This is a genomic window from Klebsiella sp. Lac1 (genome assembly GCF_009825425.1).
Classification (GTDB): domain Bacteria; phylum Pseudomonadota; class Gammaproteobacteria; order Enterobacterales; family Enterobacteriaceae; genus Klebsiella; species Klebsiella electrica.
This window is the reverse complement of sequence record NZ_VJZJ01000001.1, coordinates 2,153,297-2,176,892: the sequence shown is the minus strand read 5'-3', so window position 1 is coordinate 2,176,892 and position 23,596 is coordinate 2,153,297. Positions and strand designations below refer to the sequence as shown.

Here is a 23,596-nt window from a genome sequence, read left to right as displayed (position 1 = left end):
TCGGTAATAATGAGAAAGCTTAAAATTGGTCTGGCGTTAGGGGCGGGAGCTGCCCGCGGATGGTCACATATTGGTACGATTAAAGCACTACAGCGCGCGGGTATTGAAATTGATATCGTCGCTGGATGTTCAATCGGCGCGCTGGTAGGGGCTGCCTTTGCCTGCAATCGACTTCCGGTCCTTGAGAAATGGGTCTCCTCTTTTAGTAACTGGGACGTGCTGCGGCTGATGGATCTTTCCTGGCGCCGCGGCGGTCTGCTGCGCGGTGAGCGCGTATTCAACCAGTTTCGCCAGGTTTTGCCCGTCGCCGAAATTGAACGCTGCGACCGTCGCTTTGCCGCCGTTGCGACTAATTTAAGTACCGGTCGCGAACTGTGGTTTACCGAGGGCGATCTGCACCAGGCCGTGCGCGCCTCCTGCAGTATGCCGGGCCTGATGTCGCCCGTTATGCATAATGGTTACTGGCTGGTCGATGGCGCGGTGGTCAACCCCGTTCCGGTTTCTCTGGCGCGCGCGCTGGGGGCGGATATCGTGATTGCCGTCGACTTACAGCACGATGCGCACCTGATGCAGCAGGATCTATGGTCAATTGAAAAGCCTCAACCTGAAGAAGAAAAAGATTTTTCCTGGCATGGGCGCATCCGCGCGCGTCTGAGCGGAATGACCTCCCGCCGCGCGGCGACGCCAACGGCAATGGAGATCATGTCGACCTCTATTCAGGTGCTGGAAAATCGCCTGAAGCGCAATCGTATGGCGGGCGATCCTCCCGATATCCTGCTGCAGCCTTTTTGCCCACAAATATCCACACTTGATTTTCATCGTGCCGCTGAGGCGATTGCTGCCGGGCATCAGGCGGTTGAAAAGAAGATGGATGAACTACTACCCTTGGTGCGCACCGCGGTGTGACGCCATTTAACCAGGACTTAAGTAAATTCTGACAGGCGATAGTGTGAATTGCATGCCACTATTTAACTATCGTCAGCCAGAGGAGAGATCATGACGCAGCCATTGGCGGGAAAACTGATTCTGATAGTTGAAGACGAAGCCGTTTTCCGCTCACTCTTGCACTCCTGGCTCACCTCACTGGGCGCGACAACGGCTGAGGCGGGGGATGGCGTGGAGGCACTCCAGGAAATGGCCGAGTCCAAACCCGACCTGATGATTTGCGACATCTCTATGCCGCGAATGAATGGTCTTGAGCTGGTGGAACATCTGCGTAACCGCGGCGAAACGCTGCCGATTCTGATGATTTCGGCAACCGAAAATATGGCCGATATTGCCAGGGCGTTGCGCCTTGGCGTCCAGGATGTGTTGCTAAAGCCGGTAAAAGATTTCAACCGCCTGCGGGAAACGGTGTATGCCTGTCTGTATCCCAATATGTTCAACTCGCGGGTTGAAGAAGAAGAACGGTTGTTTGAGGACTGGGATGCGCTGGTTAGCGACCCTACCGCGGCCTCAAGGCTATTGCAGGAGCTTCAGCCTCCCGTGCAGCAAGAAATTTCGAAGTGCCGTATTCATTATCGTCAGCTGGTGTCGGCGGATAAACCCGGTCTGGTACTCGATATTGCGCCACTATCAGAAAATGATCTGGCTTTCTATTGTCTGGATGTCACACGAGCAGGCGATAATGGTGTGCTTGCAGCGCTGTTGCTGCGGGCGTTGTTTAATGGATTGCTTCAGGAGCAGCTGGCCCATCAGGGGCAGCGCTTGCCGGAGATGGCAAACCTGTTAAAACAGGTGAACCAATTACTGCGTCAGGCCAATTTACCTGGGCAATTTCCATTACTGGTGGGTTATTACCATAGCGGTCTGAAAAATTTGATATTGGTATCGGCAGGTCTGAACGGCACACTCAATACCGGAGAACATCAAATTCAGATTAGCAATGGCGTTCCGTTAGGGACATTGGGTAATGCTTATCTCAACCAAATTAGCCAGCGCTGCGCATCATGGCAGTGCCAAATTTGGGGGGCCGGAGGGCGTTTACGGCTGATGTTGTCTGCGGAATGAGCAGTTGCCTGTTTTTTTAAGCTGGTAGGATTACCGGGTAATCTTTTGCGGTGGTACTATCACTGAGATTTATAAGTAAAGTCCTAATTCGAGGGAACACAAACCTTTTCAGACCAGGTTTGCCTGAGTGGACTGATATACTCGACGCGTTATTATTAACGAAAAGTTTAAAAAATGAACAGTCCAGGAGATTTCAATGGCTGCCCTTAATTCTAAAGTAAGAAAAGCTGTTATCCCGGTTGCGGGGTTAGGTACCAGGATGCTACCCGCCACCAAGGCTATTCCGAAAGAAATGCTGCCACTGGTAGATAAGCCTTTAATTCAGTACGTTGTTAACGAATGTATTGCAGCCGGAATTACTGAAATTGTTCTGGTAACCCATTCGTCTAAAAACTCTATCGAAAACCATTTCGATACCAGTTTTGAACTGGAAGCCATGCTGGAAAAACGTGTTAAACGTCAGCTGCTGGAAGAAGTTCAGTCTATTTGCCCGCCACACGTCACCATTATGCAGGTCCGTCAGGGTCTGGCTAAAGGTCTTGGTCACGCGGTACTGTGCGCGCATCCGGTAGTGGGTGACGAGCCGGTCGCGGTTATTCTGCCAGACGTTATTCTGGATGAATACGAGTCCGATCTTTCCCGTGATAACCTGGCTGAAATGATCGCGCGTTTTGATGAAACAGGATCCAGCCAGATTATGGTTGAGCCTGTTGCTGATGTTACCGCCTACGGCGTTGTCGACTGCAAAGGCGAATCCCTGCAGCCGGGTGAAAGCGTTCCGATGGTCGGTGTGGTTGAGAAGCCGAAAGCCGACGTGGCGCCGTCTAACCTTGCTGTCGTCGGTCGCTATGTGCTGAGTGCGGACATTTGGCCGCTGCTGGCAAAAACGCCTCCGGGAGCCGGGGATGAAATCCAGCTGACCGACGCAATCGATATGCTGATCGAGAAAGAGACGGTTGAAGCCTATCATATGAAAGGTAAGAGCCACGACTGCGGTAATAAACTGGGTTATATGCAGGCGTTTGTGGAATATGGCGTGCGCCATAAATCCCTCGGCGCAGATTTTAAAGCCTGGCTGGAAAAAGCCGTAGCGAAGTAATCGTTTTCAGCGTAGTGATAAACCGGGGGCGAATTTCGTTTCCCGGTTTTTTTATATCTGCGGGCGACAGATAAAAAAAATCCCGCCGAAGCGGGATTTTTCAAATACAACCGTCGATTACAGCAGGAAATCGTCCAGGGTTTTACCCTGCTCGTCCATGGCTTTCTTGATCACTGCCGGGGTGCGACCTTGACCTGTCCAGGTTTTGGTTTCGCCGTTTTCATCTACGTAGCTGTATTTAGCCGGACGCGCAGCGCGTTTAGCTTTAGTACCCGCTTTGACTGCTGCCATGGTGCTCAGCAGTTCATTCGGATCAATACCATCTGCAATCAGCATTTCACGGTATTGTTGCAGTTTACGAGTACGCTCTTCAATTTCTGCAGCTGCAGCGCTTTCTTCTTCGCGACGTTCGTTAACGACAACTTCTAATTTTTCCAGCATTTCTTCTAGCGTTTCAAGGGTGCATTCTCTTGCCTGCGCACGAAGAGTACGGATGTTGTTCAAAATTTTAAGTGCTTCGCTCATTGTAGTAATCTCAAACTTATATTGTGGGGTGGTTTGTTGGACTAATAATAGAGCGATATAATCAGATGTGCAATAGGGTAGAATGTAAGGAATTCAAAATTACTTGTTATTTGTCGTGGTAATTAATTAATTTAAGTTAAATTCTACGCGTGACTTCACATCTTTTTTGCTTATAGCCTGACCTAAATCCCGAGCTAAAACCCTGAGATAGTATGCTTTTCTCTGCTGGTCGGGAGTAAAATTATACTTTGCAGGGATAAATATCCCTCTTGAGTATTAGCGTATTAGTAACGGCGATCTTTAATATAATCTGCTGAGCAAAAAACGTTATAGCGGTCTGTCTCGCGCTTCGATTCGCACAAAACGACAATCGCAGGGCGCCGGAAAGGGGAGCGGCTGTACAAATTGCCAACACCCGCATTCAATTAAAAAGCGTCATCTATCTGCCGGGGGCAAGCAGAGCGTATGCCACTATACCCATGGTCAAAAGGGGGATGGCACGGGAAAATATGCTACAATTTTGCCGCGATAAAACACACTGATTGGGGTGATGCCGCCGATGGCTCAACTTTATTTCTACTATTCTGCAATGAATGCAGGTAAGTCGACCGCTTTGTTACAGTCGGCTTACAATTATCACGAGCGAGGCATGCGTGCCCTGGTTTATACCGCCGAGATTGATGACCGCTTTGGCTCAGGTAAGGTCAGTTCAAGAATTGGCCTCTCATCGCCAGCCCGTCTGTTTAACCCTCAGACATCGCTCTTTAGCGATATTGCGAGCGAACATGTGCAACAGCCTGTTCATTGTGTCCTGGTGGATGAGAGCCAGTTTTTGACCCGCGAGCAGGTGCATGAATTGTCTGAAGTTGTCGATCGGCTGGATATTCCGGTGCTGTGTTACGGTCTGCGCACAGATTTTCGTGGCGAGTTGTTTATTGGCAGTCAGTATTTATTAGCATGGTCCGATAAGCTGGTTGAATTAAAAACGATCTGCTTCTGCGGGCGTAAAGCGAGTATGGTGCTGCGTCTCGATCAGGAAGGGCGGCCATATAATGAAGGCGAGCAGGTTGTGATTGGCGGTAATGAGCGCTATGTTTCCGTTTGCCGTAAGCATTATAAAGAAGCGTTAAGTGAAGGCTCGCTGACGCGGGTGCAGAGTAAACATCGCCCCTGCTGACCTGTAGCGGTTAATCCTCTCCCAGGCGCCTGTATGGCGCCTGCTGCGTCTTGTTGTTGTGAACAGATGCCCAACCTTTCCTCTGATGCGGTCATGCCTGACGCGCCTGCTGCTGCCGATTCCTGGCGATGGACTTCTCTTTGCCGTATCCACGGTATGAGGGCGGCGTTCCGGGGCTGACCAGGCTCCGGTACCACCGGGACACACTAAATATCCGGGTTGCAAGACGTGGGGCGGGAAACGGCGTTTGTTAGCGCTCATCCTTTGCCAGAATGGGATAAAAAAAGGCCCCATCCGGAGATGGGGCCTTTACACGTGTTATCATAGTCGATTAAGCAGATTTCTTCGCTTTTTTATCGGCTTTCGGCGCTGCTGCGGTTTCTTTCTTCGCGGCAGTTTCACCTTCGCTGAAGTCGTTACCGTAGAAGGTATCCAGCAGAATCTGTTTCAGCTCGGCAATCAGCGGGTAGCGCGGGTTAGCGCCGGTGCACTGGTCATCGAATGCATCTTCAGACAGCTTGTCAACGTTGGCCAGGAAGTCAGCTTCCTGTACGCCAGCTTCACGGATAGACTTAGGAATACCCAGCTCAGCCTTCAGGCTTTCCAGCCATGCCAGCAGTTTTTCAATTTTCGCTGCGGTACGGTCGCCAGGCGCGCTCAGACCCAGGTGATCGGCGATTTCAGCGTAACGACGGCGTGCCTGCGGACGGTCGTACTGGCTGAATGCAGTCTGCTTGGTTGGGTTGTCATTCGCATTGTAACGAATCACGTTACAAATCAGCAGGGCGTTAGCCAGACCGTGCGGAATGTGGAACTGAGAACCCAGTTTATGCGCCATGGAGTGACATACGCCGAGGAAGGCGTTAGCAAACGCGATACCGGCGATAGTCGCTGCACTGTGCACACGCTCACGTGCTACCGGGTTCTTAGAACCTTCGTGGTAGGATGCTGGCAGGTACTCTTTCAGCAGTTTCAGTGCCTGCAGAGCCTGACCGTCAGAGAACTCAGATGCCAGTACGGAAACATAAGCTTCCAGGGCGTGGGTCACGGCGTCAAGACCACCGAAGGCACACAGGGACTTCGGCATGTCCATCACGAGGTTAGCATCAACAATCGCCACATCCGGAGTCAGCGCGTAGTCAGCCAGCGGATATTTCTGACCGGTCGCATCGTCGGTAACAACGGCGAACGGCGTTACTTCAGAACCGGTGCCGGAAGTGGTGGTGACGGCGATCATCTTCGCTTTCACGCCCATTTTCGGGAACTTGTAGATACGTTTACGGATGTCCATAAAGCGCAGCGCCAGGTCTTCGAAGTGGGTTTCCGGATGTTCGTACATGACCCACATGATTTTCGCGGCATCCATCGGGGAACCGCCGCCCAGGGCGATGATAACGTCCGGTTTGAAGGAGTTAGCCAGATCCGCGCCTTTACGTACTACGCTCAGGGTCGGGTCAGCTTCAACTTCGAAGAAGACTTCAGTCTCAACACCGGATGCTTTCAGCACGGAGGTGATCTGGTCTGCATAACCGTTGTTGAACAGGAAGCGGTCAGTCACAATCAACGCGCGTTTGTGACCATCAGTAATCACTTCATCCAGTGCAATTGGCAGTGAGCCACGACGGAAGTAGATAGATTTCGGAAGTTTGTGCCACAACATGTTTTCAGCTCGCTTAGCAACGGTTTTCTTGTTGATCAGGTGTTTCGGACCAACGTTTTCGGAGATGGAGTTACCACCCCAGGAACCACAACCCAGAGTCAGGGAAGGCGCGAGTTTAAAGTTGTACAGGTCACCGATACCACCCTGAGAAGCCGGGGTGTTAATCAGGATACGTGCGGTTTTCATCTTCTGGCCGAAGTGCGCAACGCGAGCTGGCTGGTTGTCCTGGTCGGTGTACAGGCAAGAGGTATGACCGATACCGCCCATCGCCACCAGTTTTTCAGCTTTATCAACAGCGTCTTCAAAGTTCTTCGCGCGGTACATCGCCAGCGTCGGAGACAGTTTTTCGTGAGCAAACGGCTCGCTTTCATCAACGTCAGTCACTTCACCAATCAGAATTTTGGTGGTGGCCGGAACGGTGAAGCCTGCCAGTTCAGCAATTTTGTAGGCCGGTTGACCGACGATTGCGGCGTTCAGTGCGCCATTTTTCAGGATGATGTCCTGAACGGCTTTCAGCTCTTTACCCTGCAGCAGGTAGCCGCCGTGGCTGGCGAAACGTTCGCGAACAGCATCATAGACCGAGTCGACAACGACAACTGACTGCTCAGACGCACAGATAACGCCGTTATCAAAGGTTTTAGACATCAGTACGGAAGCGACCGCACGTTTGACGTCAGCCGTTTCATCAATAACAACCGGCGTGTTACCTGCACCTACGCCGATAGCCGGTTTACCGGAGCTATAAGCGGCTTTAACCATGCCTGGACCACCGGTCGCGAGGATCAGGTTAATGTCAGGGTGATGCATCAGCGCGTTAGACAGCTCAACAGAAGGCTGGTCAATCCAACCGATCAGATCTTTCGGCGCGCCTGCGGCGATAGCCGCCTGCAGAACGATATCTGCTGCTTTGTTGGTGGCATCTTTCGCACGCGGATGTGGAGAGAAGATAATTGCGTTACGCGTTTTCAGGCTGATCAGGGATTTAAAGATTGCTGTGGACGTCGGGTTAGTCGTCGGAACGATACCGCAGATAATACCGATGGGTTCGGCGATGGTGATAGTCCCGAAGGTGTCGTCTTCAGAGAGAACACCGCAGGTCTTTTCATCTTTATATGCGTTATAGATATATTCGGAAGCGAAGTGGTTTTTGATAACCTTGTCTTCGACAATGCCCATGCCGGATTCGGCTACGGCCATTTTGGCGAGAGGGATTCGAGCATCTGCGGCGGCCAAGGCGGCAGCACGGAAGATCTTGTCAACTTGTTCTTGAGTGAAACTGGCATATTCACGCTGGGCTTTTTTTACGCGCTCGACGAGTGCGTTAAGTTCAGCGACATTAGTAACAGCCATAATGCTCTCCTGATAATGTTAAACTTTTTTAGTAAATCAGTAGCTCGATTCGACAGTATAGACAGGCTGTTAACAGCTTGCATCTAAATGTTAAGGTGCCGTTTTCTGGCGCCGCTGGCTGCGTTGATTTACTAAAGAAGCTCGATCTTTTAATGCTCAGAGACCGCTATGCTGCACTCTTTTGGTGTCAACAAGGTTACTCACTTCTGAGTACAATTTACGTGATTTAGATCAAGTTTGCTTCAAGCTGACACCTTTCAGCAGGCTGTTTTTTGACCGGTCAAATCAAGTGTAATAATAGGTATGCAAACTTAGTGAATAAGTAACGGCGGTAAACAAATATATAACATGCCATTCTGGCGTCGTTATAGGTATATTTGTGATGAATTATGCTGCTAAAAAGCGTATCTTCTGCGCGAATATTTTATGTGGTTAACTGTCAACAGCCATTTTTAATGATGCTGCGGAGCGCACTGTGACTCTACCGTTGTTTGATTTTTCAACTTACTTCAAGTTTTTCATCGGGCTATTTGCGCTGGTTAACCCGGTTGGCATCATCCCGGTCTTCATTAGTATGACCAGTTACCAGACGGCCGCGATCCGCAATAAGACCAACCTGACGGCGAATCTTTCGGTGGCCATTATTCTGCTGACGTCGCTCTTTCTCGGTGACTCGATTTTGCAAATTTTCGGCATCTCTATTGATTCATTCCGCATTGCCGGCGGGATCCTGGTCGTGACGATTGCGATGTCGATGATAAGCGGCAAGCTCGGCGAGGATAAACAAAATAAGCAGGAAAAATCAGAAACCGCGATTCGGGAAAGTATCGGCGTCGTGCCGCTGGCGCTGCCGTTGATGGCAGGGCCGGGCGCAATCAGCTCGACTATCGTCTGGGGAACGCGCTACCACACGGTAACCTACCTTTTGGGGTTCTCGATTGCGATTGCCCTGTTTGCCTTATGCTGCTGGGGGATTTTCCGCATGGCGCCGTGGCTGGTGCGCTTGTTAGGCCAGACCGGTATCAACGTCATCACGCGTATTATGGGGCTGTTGCTGATGGCGCTGGGGATTGAGTTTATCGTCACCGGTATCAAAGCGCTGTTTCCTGGTCTGGTTAATTAAACGAGCCCGGGCGATGCGGAGCCGGGCGCTCCGCTTTGCTTTATTAGCAAAAGTTATCAATGAAACAGATATGGCCGTGCACGATAGCTTTCTGTGATATTAATAAATACTGTTATTTATCATTATCTTAACTAACTTTCTGTTCATTTCCTCTCCTTTTCTTACACCTTCACCACTGTTATTTTCTTCACATCATTCTCTGGTGCTTGCCGTCGCATAATTGAAATGATATTAGTAATTTCATAACCGGGGCAGATGAATGTGCTAAATAATAACCGATTGTTAAATTTTTGTACAAAAATGCATCTCCGCGTGGTTTGGCGGCATCCGCAACAGGTTGTTGAAATTATCTGTATGAAAAATAACATCTTTAATGATTTTTTCGCCAAAAGACAGGGCCAGATAACGGCGTAGAAAAAACCATAAAAGAGAATCCGGTAACATATTTGCAAATTGCATTGGCGGATGATACGACCTTTTGGTACTTTCCGCCGTGATCGCTAACTGAACAAATGCCCATAAATGAGAATCATTATTAAATAACTCGTTGTGGCTGAAACCGCCCCGCGACAGGGGATGAAAGAATCGACGTCAAGGTCGCCGTTTGAGCGGTCGTAATAAATTAAGTCGGTGATAGCAAGCAGTAAACTCTGACAGCAGCATAAACTCCTGCACTGTACAGAATCCCGTATGGGGAAAAGAACAGGCTGGTTAAATAACCAGTAATTATAATGAATGGAGTAACAACACAATGACCATCATCACCAAAAAAAGTCTGGTAGCCGCGGGGATTCTGTCCGCGCTAATTACCGCGAATGTTGCCATGGCAGCGGATGTACCTGCTGGGGTACAGCTGGCGGATAAACAATCGCTGGTACGTAATAATGGCGCGGAAGTGCAATCCCTCGACCCGCATAAAATTGAAGGCGTTCCGGAATCCAACATTAACCGCGATTTGTTTGAAGGGTTAGTGATTGGCGATATTCAAGGCCACCCGATCCCTGGGGTCGCAGAATCCTGGGATAATAAGGATTTTAAAGTCTGGACCTTCCATCTGCGTAAAGATGCGAAATGGTCTGATGGCACGCCGGTTACCGCGCAGGATTTCGTCTATAGCTGGCAGCGTCTGGCGGATCCGAAAACCGCTTCACCTTATGCAAGCTACCTGCAATATGGCCACTTGCTGAATGTGGATGACATTATCGCGGGCAAAAAACCGATCACCGATCTGGGCGTCAAAGCGATTGATGATAAAACCTTCGAAGTCACGCTGAGCGAACCGGTTCCTTATTTCTATAAACTCCTCGTGCACCCATCCGTTTCTCCGGTGCCGAAAGCCGCCATCGAAAAATATGGCGAGAAATGGACCCAGCCAGCTAATATCGTGACCAACGGTGCTTATAAGCTGAAAGACTGGGTTGTTAACGAACGTATTGTGCTTGAACGTAATCCGCAATACTGGGATAACGCAAAAACCGTCATTAATCAGGTCACCTACCTGCCGATCTCTTCCGAAGTGACCGATGTTAACCGCTACCGCAGCGGTGAAATCGACATGACCTATAACAACATGCCGATTGAACTGTTCCAGAAACTGAAAAAAGAGATCCCGCAAGAAGTACACGTTGACCCGTATCTCTGCACCTATTACTACGAAATTAATAACCAGAAAGCACCGTTTACCGATGTGCGCGTCCGTACCGCGCTGAAAATGGCGCTGGATCGCGATATTATCGTGAATAAAGTGAAGAATCAGGGCGACCTGCCGGCCTATAGCTATACGCCGCCGTATACCGATGGCATGAAGGTTGTCAAACCAGAATGGTTTACCTGGTCTCAGGACAAGCGTAACGAAGAGGCGAAAAAACTGCTGGCCGAAGCCGGATATACCGCCGATAAGCCGCTGACCTTTAATTTACTGTATAACACTTCCGACCTGCATAAAAAACTGGCTATTGCCGTCGCCTCTATCTGGAAGAAAAACCTGGGCGCCAACGTCAAGCTGGAAAATCAGGAATGGAAAACCTTCCTCGATAATCGTCATCAGGGGACCTTCGACGTAGCGCGTGCTGGCTGGTGTGCGGATTACAACGAACCGACCTCATTCCTGAATACGATGCTGAGCGACAGCTCAAATAACACCTCTCATTATAAGAGCCCGGCTTTCGATAAAATTATCGCAGAAACATTACAAACTAATGATGACGCGAAGCGTGCAGACCTGTATGCGCAGGCGGAACAGCAGCTCGATAAAGATTCTGTGATCGTGCCGGTCTTCTATTACGTCAACGCCCGTCTGGTTAAACCGTGGGTGGGTGGCTATACCGGTAAAGACCCGTTAGATAATATCTACGTTAAAAATCTTTATATTATCAAACATTAATGGCAATACGTGGGGCAGGCGACGCTTGCCCCACCGTGTCTGAATTCATCGCACTCGATAGGCACAGGCCAGAAGGTACGGGCAATGTTAAAATTTATTTTTCGTCGCTGTCTGGAAGCGATTCCGACGCTATTTATTCTTATTACCATCTCTTTCTTCATGATGCGCCTTGCGCCGGGAAGTCCATTTACCGGTGAACGCACGTTGCCGCCGGAAGTGATGGCGAATATTGAAGCCAAATACCATTTAAACGACCCCATCATGACCCAGTACTTCAATTATCTGAAGCAGCTGGCGCACGGTGATTTCGGTCCCTCTTTTAAATATAAAGACTACTCGGTCAACGATCTGGTGGCGTCGAGCTTCCCGGTTTCCGCTAAATTAGGGCTTGCTGCTTTCCTGCTGGCGGTGGTTCTCGGCGTGACGGCAGGGGTTATTGCGGCCCTGAAGCAGAATACGAAATGGGATTATGCGGTCATGGGGGTGGCAATGACCGGCGTGGTGATACCCAGTTTCGTGGTTGCGCCGCTGCTGGTGATGATCTTCGCCATCACGCTGCACTGGTTGCCCGGCGGCGGCTGGAACGGCGGGGCGCTGAAATTTATGATTCTGCCGATGGTGGCCTTGTCGTTAGCCTATATCGCCAGTATCGCGCGTATTACCCGCGGCTCAATGATTGAGGTCCTGCATTCCAACTTTATCCGCACCGCGCGAGCGAAAGGGCTGCCGATGCGGCGCATTATTTTGCGCCATGCGCTGAAACCCGCTCTGTTGCCGGTTCTTTCTTATATGGGGCCCGCTTTCGTCGGGATCATCACCGGCTCGATGGTTATCGAAACGATCTACGGTCTTCCGGGTATTGGTCAGCTGTTTGTCAATGGCGCGCTTAACCGTGACTATTCGCTGGTGCTGAGCCTGACAATTCTGGTCGGTGCGCTGACTATTCTGTTTAACGCGATTGTTGACGTGCTGTATGCCGTTATCGATCCGAAGATTCGCTATTGAGGCTGGAGTTCGCCATGATGTTAAGTAAGAAAAGCAACGAGGCGTTGGAAAACTTCAGTGAAAAGCTGGAAGTCGAAGGACGTAGTTTGTGGCAGGATGCCCGCCGTCGCTTCATGCATAACCGTGCCGCCGTGGCCAGCCTGATTGTGCTGGTGATTATCGCGCTGTTTGTGACTATTGCGCCGATGGTGTCGCAGTTCTCCTACTTCGATACCGACTGGGGCATGATGTCCAGTGCGCCGGATACGACATCCAGCCACTACTTTGGTACCGACTCTTCCGGCCGCGACCTGCTGGTTCGCGTCGCTATCGGCGGGCGCATCTCGCTGATGGTCGGGGTGGCCGCGGCGCTGGTGGCGGTGGTTCTCGGTACGCTCTACGGCTCACTTTCCGGCTACCTGGGCGGCAAAGTCGATTCTGTGATGATGCGCCTGCTGGAGATCCTCAACTCCTTCCCGTTTATGTTCTTCGTTATCCTGCTCGTCACCTTCTTTGGCCAGAACATCCTGCTGATTTTCGTTGCCATCGGGATGGTCTCCTGGCTGGATATGGCGCGTATTGTTCGCGGCCAGACGCTGAGCCTGAAGCGCAAAGAGTTTATCGAAGCGGCGCAGGTCGGCGGTGTTTCAACATTCAGTATTGTGGTTCGTCATATCGTGCCTAACGTACTGGGTGTGGTGGTGGTGTACGCCTCGCTGCTGGTACCGAGCATGATCCTGTTTGAATCCTTCTTAAGCTTCCTTGGTCTGGGGACTCAGGAACCCCTGAGCAGCTGGGGGGCATTGCTCAGCGATGGCGCGAACTCTATGGAAGTGTCGCCGTGGCTGCTGCTGTTCCCGGCGGGTTTCCTGGTGGTGACGCTGTTCTGTTTTAACTTTATCGGCGATGGCCTGCGTGATGCCCTCGACCCGAAAGATCGCTAAGGAGCGCCGTCATGAACACAATTGAAACGGCAAAAGCGCCGCAGGCACAGCAACAATCTGGCCTGCTGCTGGATGTCAAAGATCTCCGCGTCACGTTCAAAACGCCGGATGGCGATGTCACGGCGGTGAACGACCTCAATTTTAACCTGCGGGCCGGGGAAACGCTGGGCATCGTTGGCGAATCGGGGTCCGGTAAGTCGCAGACCGCGTTTGCTTTAATGGGCCTGCTGGCCTCCAACGGTCAGATTGGCGGGTCGGCGCTGTTTAACGGCCGCCAGATTCTCAATCTGCCGGAGCGCGATCTGAATAAGCTTCGCGCCGAACAAATTTCAATGATATTCCAGGACCCGATGACCTCCCTGAACCCGTATATGCGGGTGGGTGAGCAGCTGATGGAAGTCCTGATGTTGCATAAAAGTCTGGGAAAAGCCGAAGCGTTTGAAGAGTCGGTGAAAATGCTGGATGCGGTAAAGATGCCGGAAGCGCGCAAGCGCATGAAAATGTATCCGCACGAGTTCTCCGGCGGGATGCGCCAGCGCGTGATGATTGCGATGGCGTTGCTGTGCCGGCCTAAACTGCTGATTGCCGATGAGCCGACCACCGCTCTGGATGTCACGGTCCAGGCGCAAATCATGACCCTGTTGAACGAGCTTAAGCGCGAGTTCAATACGGCGATCATTATGATTACCCACGATCTCGGCGTTGTCGCCGGGATCTGCGACAAAGTGCTGGTGATGTATGCCGGGCGAACCATGGAATACGGCATGGCGCGGGATGTCTTTTATCATCCTTCGCATCCGTACTCTATCGGCTTGCTGAATGCGGTTCCGCGTCTGGACGCCGAGGGCGAGTCGCTGTTGACCATTCCGGGCAACCCGCCAAACTTGCTGCGCCTGCCGAAAGGTTGCCCGTTCCAGCCGCGTTGCCCGCACGCAATGGAGATTTGTTATAGCGCTCCACCTCTGGAGGAGTTTGCACCGGGCCGCCTGCGCGCCTGCTTTCAACCAGTCGGGGATCTGCTATGAACGCCGTTACGGAACAAAGAAAAGTCCTGCTCGAAATTGCCGATCTGAAGGTCCACTTTGATATTAAGGATGGCAGGCAATGGTTCTGGCAGCCGGCCAAAACGCTGAAAGCGGTGGATGGCGTCACGCTGCGTCTCTACGAGGGCGAAACGCTGGGGGTGGTCGGGGAATCCGGCTGCGGTAAATCGACCTTTGCCCGGGCGATTATTGGTCTGGTGAAGGCGACCGACGGTAAAGTCGCCTGGCTTGGCAAAGATCTGCTGGGCATGAAGCAGGAAGAGTGGCGCGATGTTCGCAGCGATATCCAGATGATCTTCCAGGATCCGCTGGCTTCGCTGAACCCACGTATGACGATCGGTGAAATTATTGCCGAGCCGCTGCGCACCTATCATCCAAAAATGTCGCGTCAGGAAGTGCGTGACCGCGTGAAAGCGATGATGATGAAAGTGGGTCTGTTGCCGAACCTGATTAACCGCTATCCGCACGAGTTTTCCGGCGGGCAGTGTCAGCGTATCGGTATCGCTCGTGCGCTGATCCTTGAGCCGAAGCTGATTATCTGCGATGAGCCGGTCTCGGCGCTGGACGTCTCGATTCAAGCGCAGGTTGTTAACCTGCTGCAGCAGCTGCAGCGAGAAATGGGCCTGTCGCTGATCTTTATCGCCCACGATCTGGCGGTGGTGAAGCATATTTCCGATCGCGTTCTGGTGATGTATCTGGGCCATGCGGTAGAGCTGGGCACGTATAATGAGGTGTACCACAATCCGCTGCACCCCTATACCAAAGCGCTGATGTCCGCGGTGCCGATTCCAGACCCGGATCTGGAAAAGAACAAAACCATACAGCTGCTGGAAGGGGAGCTGCCGTCGCCGATAAACCCGCCGTCGGGGTGTGTTTTCCGTACGCGTTGCCCCATCGCCGGGCCAGAATGCGCGAAAACGCGGCCGGTGCTGGAGGGGAGTTTCCGACATGCGGTTTCCTGCCTGAAGGTAGACCCGTTATAATCTCTGGGGCTGACGCAGGTCAGCCCTTTTTTTGCGAGGTTAAACGTGGTTGTTAATTTTCACGCCGCTCGCCAGCGGCTGTATCATCTGCTCTTCGATCAAACCCGTCTTTCCGGACGACGATTTGAAGGTCTGTGCGGTCTTTTTGCGCTGTTGAGCGTGCTGGTGATTTTTATTGAGTCCGGTCTGGGCACGCAATATCACCTGACGTTTGATGAGTGGCATATTTTTGTCTGGCTGGAGCTGTTTGTCACCGTTGTTTTTACCCTCGAGTATTTCCTGCGTATTATCAGCTGGCCAAAACCCTTCAGCTATATTTTCAGCTTTTGGGGGGTGATCGATTTAGCCACTATCCTGCCGATGTATGTGATGTGGATGTGGCCGGAAATGGGCCTCAATTATGTCTTTGCGTGGCGGGCGATGCGGGCGATTCGCTGCTTGCGTATTCTTAAGCTGCTGCGTTTTATGCCGTCATTGAATATTTTCTGGGCGGCTATCGTCAGCGCCCGCCATCAGCTGATCCTCTTTTATTCCTTTATTGCCATCGTGATGGTTATCTTTGGATCGCTGATGTACCTGATTGAGGGGCCGCAATACGGGTTTACCACCTTAAATGCATCGGTCTATTGGGCAATTGTGACCATTACGACGGTAGGGTATGGCGATATTACGCCGCATACGCCGATCGGCAGAATTCTGGCCTCGATTCTGATCTTAATCGGCTATTCCATTATCGCCATTCCGACAGGGCTTATCACCACGCATATGACCAGCGCATGGCAACATCGCCGTGCACGCGCGTGTTCAAACTGTCAGCACGCCGCGCATGATGAAAATGCGCGTTTCTGCAACGCCTGCGGGAGTGAACTGCCGAAATAGTCATCGTCGCGGAGAAAAATAAAACGGCAGGCGGTGTGGCGACCGTCTGCCGTTTTTTATTGCTTCAGTGAGGGCGTTGTTTATTCACGCCACAGAATATGGCACAGCTTGTGGTCCTTTTCGCGGCACAGCAGAACGCGCGCGAAGATATCGTTAATTTCACCGCCATCGGTATCGGCAAGACCAATCACGACTTCGGCGAAAAAGTCCGGGTTAAGGTCGTAATCGACATGCTCTTCCCAGTCCGGCGCGGGGTCGAACAGCTCGGCGCCGCCGCGTTCTTCAAACTGCAGGTTAAACAGAATGACATCCGCCGGATCGAGGTTGTCGACAGCCAGCTCCAGGAAGATGTCATAAGCTTGTTCAAGCGTCTCGTCTTCGGTCAGGCGATTGTTTAAATCCATATCCATGATTGCTACCCATTCAACATCTGATTGGCACGTTTTACAGCAACGGACTGAAGAAGTAAAACAGTCGCTCGGTGATCCGCTGCCAGAGCGGTCGTTTTAACCACTGCCGGGCGTCCAGCAGGCGCGAACGAGAAATATAATCGTCCTGAACGGCGGCCAGATCGCCGCCGAATCCGACGTCGTCAATGACCAGCGTGATTTCGAAATTAAGCCACAGACTGCGCATATCGAGATTCACGGTACCGACCAGGCTGAGCTCGCCGTCGACCAGAACGCTTTTGGTATGCAGCAGGCCGCCTTCAAACTGATAAATTTTAACTCCGGCCGCCAGCAGCTCGGTGAAGAAGGCCCGGCTGGCCCAGCCAACCAGCAGCGAATCATTCTTACGCGGCAGGATAATGCTGACGTCGACCCCGCGTTGCGCCGCGGTACAGATCGCATGCAGCAGATCGTCGCTGGGCACGAAGTAAGGGGTGGTCATTATCAGATATTCTTTGGCGGAATAGGCAGCGGTGAGTAGCGCCTGATGAATCAGGTCTTCCGGGAAACCGGGGCCAGAGGCAATGGTATGAATCGTGTGCCCGCTGGCTTCTTCAAAGGGCATAATATTGAGATCCGGCGGCGGCGGTAAAATACGCTTGCCGGTTTCAATCTCCCAGTCGCAGGAGTAGACGATGCCCATTGCCGTGGCGACCGGGCCTTCCATACGCGCCATCAGGTCAATCCACTGACCGACGCCAGAATCCTGTTTAAAGAAGCGCGGGTCGACCATGTTCATACTGCCGGTATAGGCAATATAGTTATCAATCATCACCATTTTGCGGTGCTGGCGTAAATCCATGCGGCGCAGAAAAACACGCATCAGGTTAACCTTCAGCGCTTCAACAACCTCGATACCGGCGTTACGCATCATGGCGGCCCACGGGCTGCGGAAAAAGGCGACGCTGCCGGCGGAATCGAGCATCAGCCGGCAGTGGACGCCGCGCCGTGCCGCGGCCATCAGCGATTCCGCGACCTTATCGGCCATGCCGCCGGGTTGCCAGATGTAGAACACCATCTCTATATTGTGCCGCGCCAGCTGGATATCGCGCATCAGCGCCTGCATCACGTCATCAGACTCGGTCAGGAGCTGCAGCTGATTGCCCTTTACACCGGCGATCCCCTGACGGCGTTCGCAGAGCTTAAACAGCGATGCGGCGACCGGGCTGTTATCCTCGGCAAAAATATGTTTGCAGGCTTTGAGATCGTTAAGCCATTTGGCGGTTGAGGGCCACATCGCCCGGGCCCGCTCCGCACGACGTTTGCCCAGATGCAGTTCGCCAAATGAGAGATAGGCAATAATACCGACCAGCGGAAGAATGTAGATAATCAGCAACCACGCCATTGCTGAAGGTACGGCGCGCCGTTTCATCAGAATACGTAACGTTACACCGGCGATGAGTAACCAGTAACCGAGGATGACCAGCCAGTTCACCACCGTGTAAAAGGTTGTCATAGATGAAAAATCCTTTTGAATAACTCTATGTCATGAGTTTACGCATCAACATCCATCTGGCAAATAAAAACGCAGCGAAAGCGTTGGTTAGCCAGATTCATGGGTCTATAATGTGGTCTGTTTTTCACTTGTAGAGTAGTAGCAATGAAGCGTAGTAGAACGGAAGTAGGGCGCTGGCGCATGCTAAGACAGGTGAGTCGCCGCAAGTCCCGCTGGCTGGAAGCCCAATCGCGCCGCAACATGCGCATCCTCTCCATCAGGAAGGAACTGGTGAAACGACAACGTAGTTCCCTGCTGTTTGTCCTCACTGAGTACTGATCTAAAAGGCACCTTTTACGGTGCCTCTGTTGTTTTGCTGCCGGACGGTCGCAAAACACCGCCCGCAGTGTAGAAGAATTGCTGACCAAAACGAAGCGTTACCTTCATCCCTGGCCCTGTCTTCCATCATCACTTGCTCTACCCCGGTTACGTTGCAGGGACCTCAGGACCAGGCGATGGGTGGCGGGTTTAACGGCCCGCTTCAGGAGCCTGGGTGAGGGCGGTGGTTAATCGGCCAACAGCAGAAAAAATCAAGCGATTATTCAACGCTGAAAACCTGTTATCAGGGCAGATTGTCATCAGTTAAAAAATCCCCCGCAGATACGCCATGGGAAAAATGGCCAGGTTCAGGATTCATGCCATCACCCATACGCGCAACCCGATATTGCGCTGATTCAAACCACCTTACAAAAAAACACATAATTTAACCACGATGCTTCCTGTTAAATCATATAGTTAAGATGTACTTTCGTTGATTCGCTGGATATCATAATGAAATTAAAAGGTTTGTTATTTGCCGGGGTCATCCTGATTTCAATGACTGAGGTAACTTATGCCTCTGACTGCGAACCTAACAATATGGGAGGCCAGGTCTGCGTTAATGATGACGGGACAACATCTGACAGCATCCCAAATGAGATTAATGGGTTGGATACCTATTCCAGCGATGGACAATGGTCAAGCACGACACCGGATGGTGCTGGCACGAATGAAGCCATTGATGGCTCAACATTGTCACCCCAGGATGAGACAATCAGCTCCTCATCCGGGCAATCAGATAGCGCGCTGATCGGCAAAGACTGGAATTCCGCATCAAACATTCAGTCAGATGGCGCGGCTACCTCCAGCGCAGCTCTGGCTAATTCCCGGTGAATATCCGCAGTTGCGTCCGGGGATGCGCTGTCGCTCCGGACGCCGGGTCGGCCAGGGCCGCAGGCCGCCGCAAAAGAGCCGGTTGCAGATGCGATCGGAGCAGGGGAAGACGATTGACAAATAGTCCCCGGCGCAATGCGACGATAAAACCCCTGGCAGAGGGACTCCGGGGAAATCGTTCATGGCAATGTTGCTGTGTCCATAACAAAATAATTTGTAGTAAAGGATAGATAACTGCAGGTGGGGCTGTACTGGTCGTATGTTATGCTGTTTTTTTATCACTCCTACCAAAATTGGTAAATTAACAGAGTTTAATGTTGTACGGCTTTGATTTCCTGGCAACTAACACTACGAAAAGAGGTTTTTGTTTGATAAGCACAGGTATAAGAAAGTATAAAATAAACACCGATACCAAATCTGATTATCAGTATGTTTATTATTCATTGATATGAGACCTTGTAAATTGCACGTTCATATTATAATTTTAAAATCGTTATGCAAGTTTTCACCTTAGAATTTAGAGGGTTAACTGGATGGCCGACGCTAAGTAATTCATAATGGATACACCATGTTAAAAAACTTTCCTGATGAAAAATACATTTCTGACAGAAATGCATCCTTTATTAAACGAGTGTATCTTCTGCGTCAGGCAGGGGTCATACTTTGTTTCATTCCTATATATTCAGTGCTTGAAGAACAATCACATCATAAAATAACAATTGCCTTGCTGATTCTGAATGCGCTGACCTGGCCATCCATTGCTTACATTGCCAGTATTATGTCGAAGGACATGCTCAATACTGAAAAAAAGAACATGATACTTGATTCGTGTTGGGCTGGTATGTGGATTGCAGTAATGCAAGTGAGTCCGATTCCATCAATATTCATTGTCTCAATTCAAATAGCAGATCGTTATGCCGCGGGTGGCTGGAGGATTTTAAAACCAGCGTTATTATGTATGCTCCTCAGTTTTACACTAATATGGTTGTTGAATGATTTTAATTATACGACTGAATTTAGCACGAGGACGGTATGGTTCTCTTTGCCGCTGGTTACATGTTATCCCATACTCTTGAGTGTTGTTTCGAGACGGCTATCTATAAAATTGAGAAAAAGGAGAGAGTTACTGGAAAAACAAGCGCTTATGGATCCAGGATTAGACCTTCCCAATCGTCGGTTTTTTGAGCAAAAAATGGAAGGGGCTTTCAGGGCGACGCGAAAAAAACGCATATTGTCATATCTTCTTCTCATTGATGTGGATAATTTTAAATACATCAACGATACCTACGGTCATGAAGTAGGTGATGCAGTATTATCTCGCATATCAACAATACTAAGAGAGTGTGCAGGTGCGCAGGATATTCCTGCAAGATTTGGTGGGGATGAGTTAGCGGTTATTGTTAACAACAGTAATGATCAGCTTGTTTTAGCGATGGTTCATGCAATTCAGGAACGAATCGAGGTCCTTTCCTTACCTTCTCATAAAGATATTTCTTGTACTGTCAGTATCGGTATTTCATGTGCTAAAAACAAAACGTCAATTATTAGCTGGATTAAGGAAGCGGATGAAATGCTTTATGAGGTTAAGCGTAATGGCAAAAATGGATTTTGCATGAAAAGTAATAAAAAATAATGTAATTAGCCATCTCTTAACTAGATAAAATATAAACATTAAGGATTATTAATGAGCAAAACTGGTAACAGCCATGCCTTTTTCTAAAGAACACTGATACAAACAGCGAATGTTGTCAGGAATTTGCCGGTCAACTGGTTGGTTGTAACCAGTTGATTTCATTATCCATGATAATGAAATCGTGTTTCTCTTATTGCCATAAAACCCCATCAATTCAAATGACCGATCGATTATTGCATTGTGATAGTTTTCACCAATCGTTCAATCTTTATCGATCATTTTAAACTATTTCTCTTTTATTTTTATTTGTGACAGGATTAGGATTATTCCTAGTTCCGGTGTTTTTTAATGATAAAGAACAAGATGGAAATAGAATCCTATAGCTTTGTTTTAGAGCCATCTTACAAAAAAGATGGTTCTGTTCACTCTTGGGAAATTCTAACGAAGAAAGTAAATAAAAAGAATTTCAATGATGATCTGCCTAATGAAAAGGTTTTTTGTTTCAGTTCATTAAACGAAAAGGAAATAATTGATGTATTTAATAAGCAGTTATTGACAATTGCTGAAATCGACCCTTTGTTCTTAAATGACAGGCCGGTATCATTGAATGTTGATAGCCTTATCAGTGATTATATATTAAACGACAGATATGTAAGTGATTACATAAAAAAGCAAAAAAATATTACTGTCGAGATCCACGAGGATTTTCACGAGTTTAAGCACCCGAGCTGTATGGCTGAGTTAACGCAACTGTCCACATTGTGTCCAGTATGGTTGGATGATTTTGGCCGAGGACTGACAAGCATAAAGGTTATTGAATCATTTGAATTTGAATGTATAAAAATAGACAAGGATTACTTTTGGGAGATTCAAAACGATAATGATTTTACAGCGATATTAGGGAAAATAAAATCGTATTGTGACTTTGTCATCGTTGAGGGAGTTGAAACAATAGAGCAAAAAAATAAGGTTTTTTCTGTTATTGATAGTGCTTGCCAGGGACGGTTATGGAAAGGTGATTACTACTACATTGAGTGTTAATAAAAATCATGAAAAGTGAAAATAAATGCCCATTTTGCGGCGCTAATTTAATTACTGAAGACCATTGCCATAGTTGCAACGCATTCCAGATTAAAGGGTATGTTTCAAGAGAAGCGCGTAGAAGAATTAAGCTGATATCTGCCTGCGTGTCCTTGATAATCGGGCTGGTTGCAGCTTTCATCGCATTTCTGGCATCTGTTGATATTGGCGTATATATTTTAATACTTGTTTTTTCTGTTGTTTTTTTGTTCGCGCTTAATCGACTTCTGTTTACAAAAGAAGTAAAAAAAGGGAAGGTGGTCTGGAAGCGAGCGATGGTTGCATGGTAGGAAGCACATTAAAATAGTGACAACAAGATTATAATATCGATACCTATTCAGTGCTATCGACTATTTGAACTAACGCTCTGGATTTTCGATGTTTTGGTCATTGAACAATAACTATAAGACCGTGCAAAATTTTTTGCGCGGCTTGTGACTGGGCAACGCGTCGGCACAGGGCCACCTGTGGTCTGCAAGTGAAAGTCAGGGCATAGATAAAGGATTTTTAGACCCTGCGACCGCGATAAAATCGACTTAACTACGGCCTGATAGAGAGTTGATAACGCCATGCTATTGATACACACGGCGTTATACAGGGCTTTAAAATACCTTCTTATAAGGCTTCACGGAGACGTTCTGGTAAACGCCAGCCGCGATGTAAGGGTCATCATTTGCCCATGCTTTTGCGACTTCCAGCGATTCGAATTCCGCAATGACCGTTGAACCAGTAAACCCGGCGGCGCCAGGTTCATTACTGTCGACGGCAGGCATTGGACCGGCGGTCAACAGGCGACCTTCATCTTGTAATAGCTGCAAACGTGCCAGGTGGGCGGGACGTACCGACAAGCGCTTTTCCAGAGAATCGGCAATGTCTTCAGCGTAGATAACGTAAAGCACGGCAAGGCTCCTTATCAATAAACAGGCGAATCACGTTAAGTGAATCCGCCGTTGACTGCAATGCAAAGATGCGCGCTGGCTTAAAATGCCGTGTTTCAGGATTTTTTCCGACAAAAAGGGGCAAATTTTGACGCAAGATAACAAGGCTTATTGAATATGATTGCTATTTGCATTTAAAATCGAGGCATCATTTTTCAACAGAAACGACTATGAGCGCAATGACCCTTGAATATAGGCTATTCGGGTTTTAGGTTATCTGGCGTTCATTTGACTTGCAAGCCTCCTTTAAGTCCCTTCTCATCTCACATTGCCAATTGATTGCCATGCTGGTTTTATGTACAGTGAATCGTGATAAAGCAAGTAGCATTCAGGAGATTACATATGTCCTCTTATGATTCGCGGGTTCAGTTGACGTCAAAAAGCAGCGTTATCTATAAGTTTCTGGTTCATGCGGATAGCCCGCAGGGGGCAAGAGTCAAAGTCCAAAATCATCTGAGAAAGCTGGGAGATTTTGATTTCAGTGAAATTTGCATTTCGTCTATGGAGGTGAGGGGGGATGTCTTGCTTCTAAACCCTGACGGTACAAAGTGCCTGATTATTTAAGGTACAAGCTATCATCGAAATGTATGTTTTTTGAGCAAATGGACTATAGCGATGTGATGTCGCTGCTTATCACTACACCCTGCAATACCGTAACGCTTAACCAATTCATAGCCGACCTTATCCAG

At 49.5% G+C, this 23,596-nt stretch carries 21 protein-coding genes; 16 read left to right on the top strand and 5 right to left on the bottom strand.

Going from position 1 to position 23,596, the window contains the following annotated elements; genetic code table 11:
* Positions 1–9 precede the first annotated feature (9 nt).
* The 3 genes from rssA (at position 10) to galU (ending at position 3,109) form a co-directional block, all read left to right on the top strand.
* Positions 10–906, top strand: coding sequence for a patatin-like phospholipase RssA (gene rssA, locus FNY10_RS10565; RefSeq protein ID WP_100682450.1), 897 nt, complete (start codon positions 10–12; stop codon positions 904–906).
* Between the two features lie 90 nt (positions 907–996).
* Positions 997–2,010 (top strand): two-component system response regulator RssB, encoded by a 1,014-nt coding sequence (gene rssB / locus FNY10_RS10560; RefSeq protein ID WP_100682451.1) that lies wholly within the window; start codon positions 997–999, stop codon positions 2,008–2,010.
* A 196-nt stretch (positions 2,011–2,206) separates the two neighbouring features.
* Positions 2,207–3,109, top strand: coding sequence for a UTP--glucose-1-phosphate uridylyltransferase GalU (gene galU, locus FNY10_RS10555; RefSeq protein ID WP_100682452.1), 903 nt, complete (start codon positions 2,207–2,209; stop codon positions 3,107–3,109).
* A gap of 117 nt (positions 3,110–3,226) precedes the next feature.
* Here the strand turns inward: galU and hns are convergent, their stop codons facing one another.
* The gene (gene hns, locus FNY10_RS10550) at positions 3,227–3,634 is read right to left on the bottom strand and encodes a histone-like nucleoid-structuring protein H-NS (RefSeq protein ID WP_004863421.1); all 408 of its coding nucleotides are present in this window, start codon (positions 3,632–3,634) and stop codon (positions 3,227–3,229) included.
* A 559-nt stretch (positions 3,635–4,193) separates the two neighbouring features.
* Here hns and tdk point away from each other — a divergent pair.
* On the top strand, positions 4,194–4,811 hold the full coding sequence (tdk, locus tag FNY10_RS10545) for a thymidine kinase (protein ID WP_131047890.1): 618 nt from the start codon (positions 4,194–4,196) through the stop codon (positions 4,809–4,811).
* 331 nt (positions 4,812–5,142) lie between these two features.
* Here tdk and adhE read toward each other — a convergent pair whose 3' ends face one another.
* Positions 5,143–7,821, bottom strand: a complete 2,679-nt coding sequence (gene adhE / locus FNY10_RS10540; RefSeq protein WP_131047891.1) for a bifunctional acetaldehyde-CoA/alcohol dehydrogenase — start codon at positions 7,819–7,821, stop codon at positions 5,143–5,145.
* Positions 7,822–8,296: 475 nt separating this feature from the next.
* Here adhE and FNY10_RS10535 point away from each other — a divergent pair, with 475 nt between their 5' ends.
* From FNY10_RS10535 to FNY10_RS10505, 7 genes are all read left to right on the top strand, one after another.
* Positions 8,297–8,944 carry a YchE family NAAT transporter gene (locus FNY10_RS10535; RefSeq protein WP_131047892.1) on the top strand — a complete coding sequence of 216 codons (648 nt, stop codon included), beginning with the start codon at positions 8,297–8,299 and terminating at the stop codon, positions 8,942–8,944.
* A gap of 751 nt (positions 8,945–9,695) precedes the next feature.
* Positions 9,696–11,327, top strand: coding sequence for an oligopeptide ABC transporter substrate-binding protein OppA (oppA, locus tag FNY10_RS10530; protein WP_131047893.1), 1,632 nt, complete (start codon positions 9,696–9,698; stop codon positions 11,325–11,327).
* An 84-nt stretch (positions 11,328–11,411) separates the two neighbouring features.
* Positions 11,412–12,332 carry an oligopeptide ABC transporter permease OppB gene (gene oppB / locus FNY10_RS10525; RefSeq protein WP_004863406.1) on the top strand — a complete coding sequence of 307 codons (921 nt, stop codon included), beginning with the start codon at positions 11,412–11,414 and terminating at the stop codon, positions 12,330–12,332.
* Positions 12,333–12,346: 14 nt separating this feature from the next.
* Entirely contained in the window at positions 12,347–13,255 is a 909-nt protein-coding gene (gene oppC / locus FNY10_RS10520) for an oligopeptide ABC transporter permease OppC (protein ID WP_141964413.1), read from the top strand.
* Positions 13,256–13,266: 11 nt separating this feature from the next.
* Complete coding sequence (locus FNY10_RS10515) at positions 13,267–14,280, top strand: ABC transporter ATP-binding protein (protein WP_100682457.1); 1,014 nt, start codon at positions 13,267–13,269, stop codon at positions 14,278–14,280.
* Positions 14,277–15,281 carry a murein tripeptide/oligopeptide ABC transporter ATP-binding protein OppF gene (gene oppF, locus FNY10_RS10510; RefSeq protein WP_141964414.1) on the top strand — a complete coding sequence of 335 codons (1,005 nt, stop codon included), beginning with the start codon at positions 14,277–14,279 and terminating at the stop codon, positions 15,279–15,281. The genes FNY10_RS10515 and oppF overlap by 4 nt, the downstream gene beginning before the upstream one ends.
* A gap of 45 nt (positions 15,282–15,326) precedes the next feature.
* Complete coding sequence (locus tag FNY10_RS10505) at positions 15,327–16,160, top strand: ion transporter (protein ID WP_100682459.1); 834 nt, start codon at positions 15,327–15,329, stop codon at positions 16,158–16,160.
* A gap of 80 nt (positions 16,161–16,240) precedes the next feature.
* On the opposite strand, the gene FNY10_RS10500 is transcribed toward FNY10_RS10505, so the two are convergent.
* Positions 16,241–16,570 carry an HI1450 family dsDNA-mimic protein gene (locus FNY10_RS10500; RefSeq protein ID WP_100682460.1) on the bottom strand — a complete coding sequence of 110 codons (330 nt, stop codon included), beginning with the start codon at positions 16,568–16,570 and terminating at the stop codon, positions 16,241–16,243.
* 34 nt (positions 16,571–16,604) lie between these two features.
* Positions 16,605–18,065, bottom strand: coding sequence for a cardiolipin synthase (cls, locus tag FNY10_RS10495; protein ID WP_100682461.1), 1,461 nt, complete (start codon positions 18,063–18,065; stop codon positions 16,605–16,607).
* A 144-nt stretch (positions 18,066–18,209) separates the two neighbouring features.
* Here cls and FNY10_RS10490 point away from each other — a divergent pair, with 144 nt between their 5' ends.
* The 5 genes from FNY10_RS10490 to FNY10_RS10470 all read left to right on the top strand — a co-directional run bounded on the left by FNY10_RS10490 (position 18,210) and on the right by FNY10_RS10470 (position 22,259).
* Positions 18,210–18,383 carry a YciY family protein gene (locus tag FNY10_RS10490; RefSeq protein WP_131047894.1) on the top strand — a complete coding sequence of 58 codons (174 nt, stop codon included), beginning with the start codon at positions 18,210–18,212 and terminating at the stop codon, positions 18,381–18,383.
* A gap of 492 nt (positions 18,384–18,875) precedes the next feature.
* Positions 18,876–19,256 carry an RND transporter gene (locus tag FNY10_RS10485; protein ID WP_131047895.1) on the top strand — a complete coding sequence of 127 codons (381 nt, stop codon included), beginning with the start codon at positions 18,876–18,878 and terminating at the stop codon, positions 19,254–19,256.
* A gap of 568 nt (positions 19,257–19,824) precedes the next feature.
* Positions 19,825–20,889 (top strand): diguanylate cyclase, encoded by a 1,065-nt coding sequence (locus FNY10_RS10480; protein WP_131047896.1) that lies wholly within the window; start codon positions 19,825–19,827, stop codon positions 20,887–20,889.
* Positions 20,890–21,237: 348 nt separating this feature from the next.
* Positions 21,238–21,930: an EAL domain-containing protein gene (locus tag FNY10_RS10475; RefSeq protein ID WP_141964416.1), complete on the top strand. Its 693-nt coding sequence runs from the start codon at positions 21,238–21,240 to the stop codon at positions 21,928–21,930.
* 8 nt (positions 21,931–21,938) lie between these two features.
* Positions 21,939–22,259 (top strand): hypothetical protein, encoded by a 321-nt coding sequence (locus tag FNY10_RS10470; RefSeq protein WP_202395492.1) that lies wholly within the window; start codon positions 21,939–21,941, stop codon positions 22,257–22,259.
* A 312-nt stretch (positions 22,260–22,571) separates the two neighbouring features.
* Here FNY10_RS10470 and FNY10_RS10465 read toward each other — a convergent pair whose 3' ends face one another.
* Positions 22,572–22,868, bottom strand: a complete 297-nt coding sequence (locus FNY10_RS10465; RefSeq protein ID WP_004863379.1) for a YciI family protein — start codon at positions 22,866–22,868, stop codon at positions 22,572–22,574.
* Between the last annotated feature and the right edge of the window lie 728 nt (positions 22,869–23,596).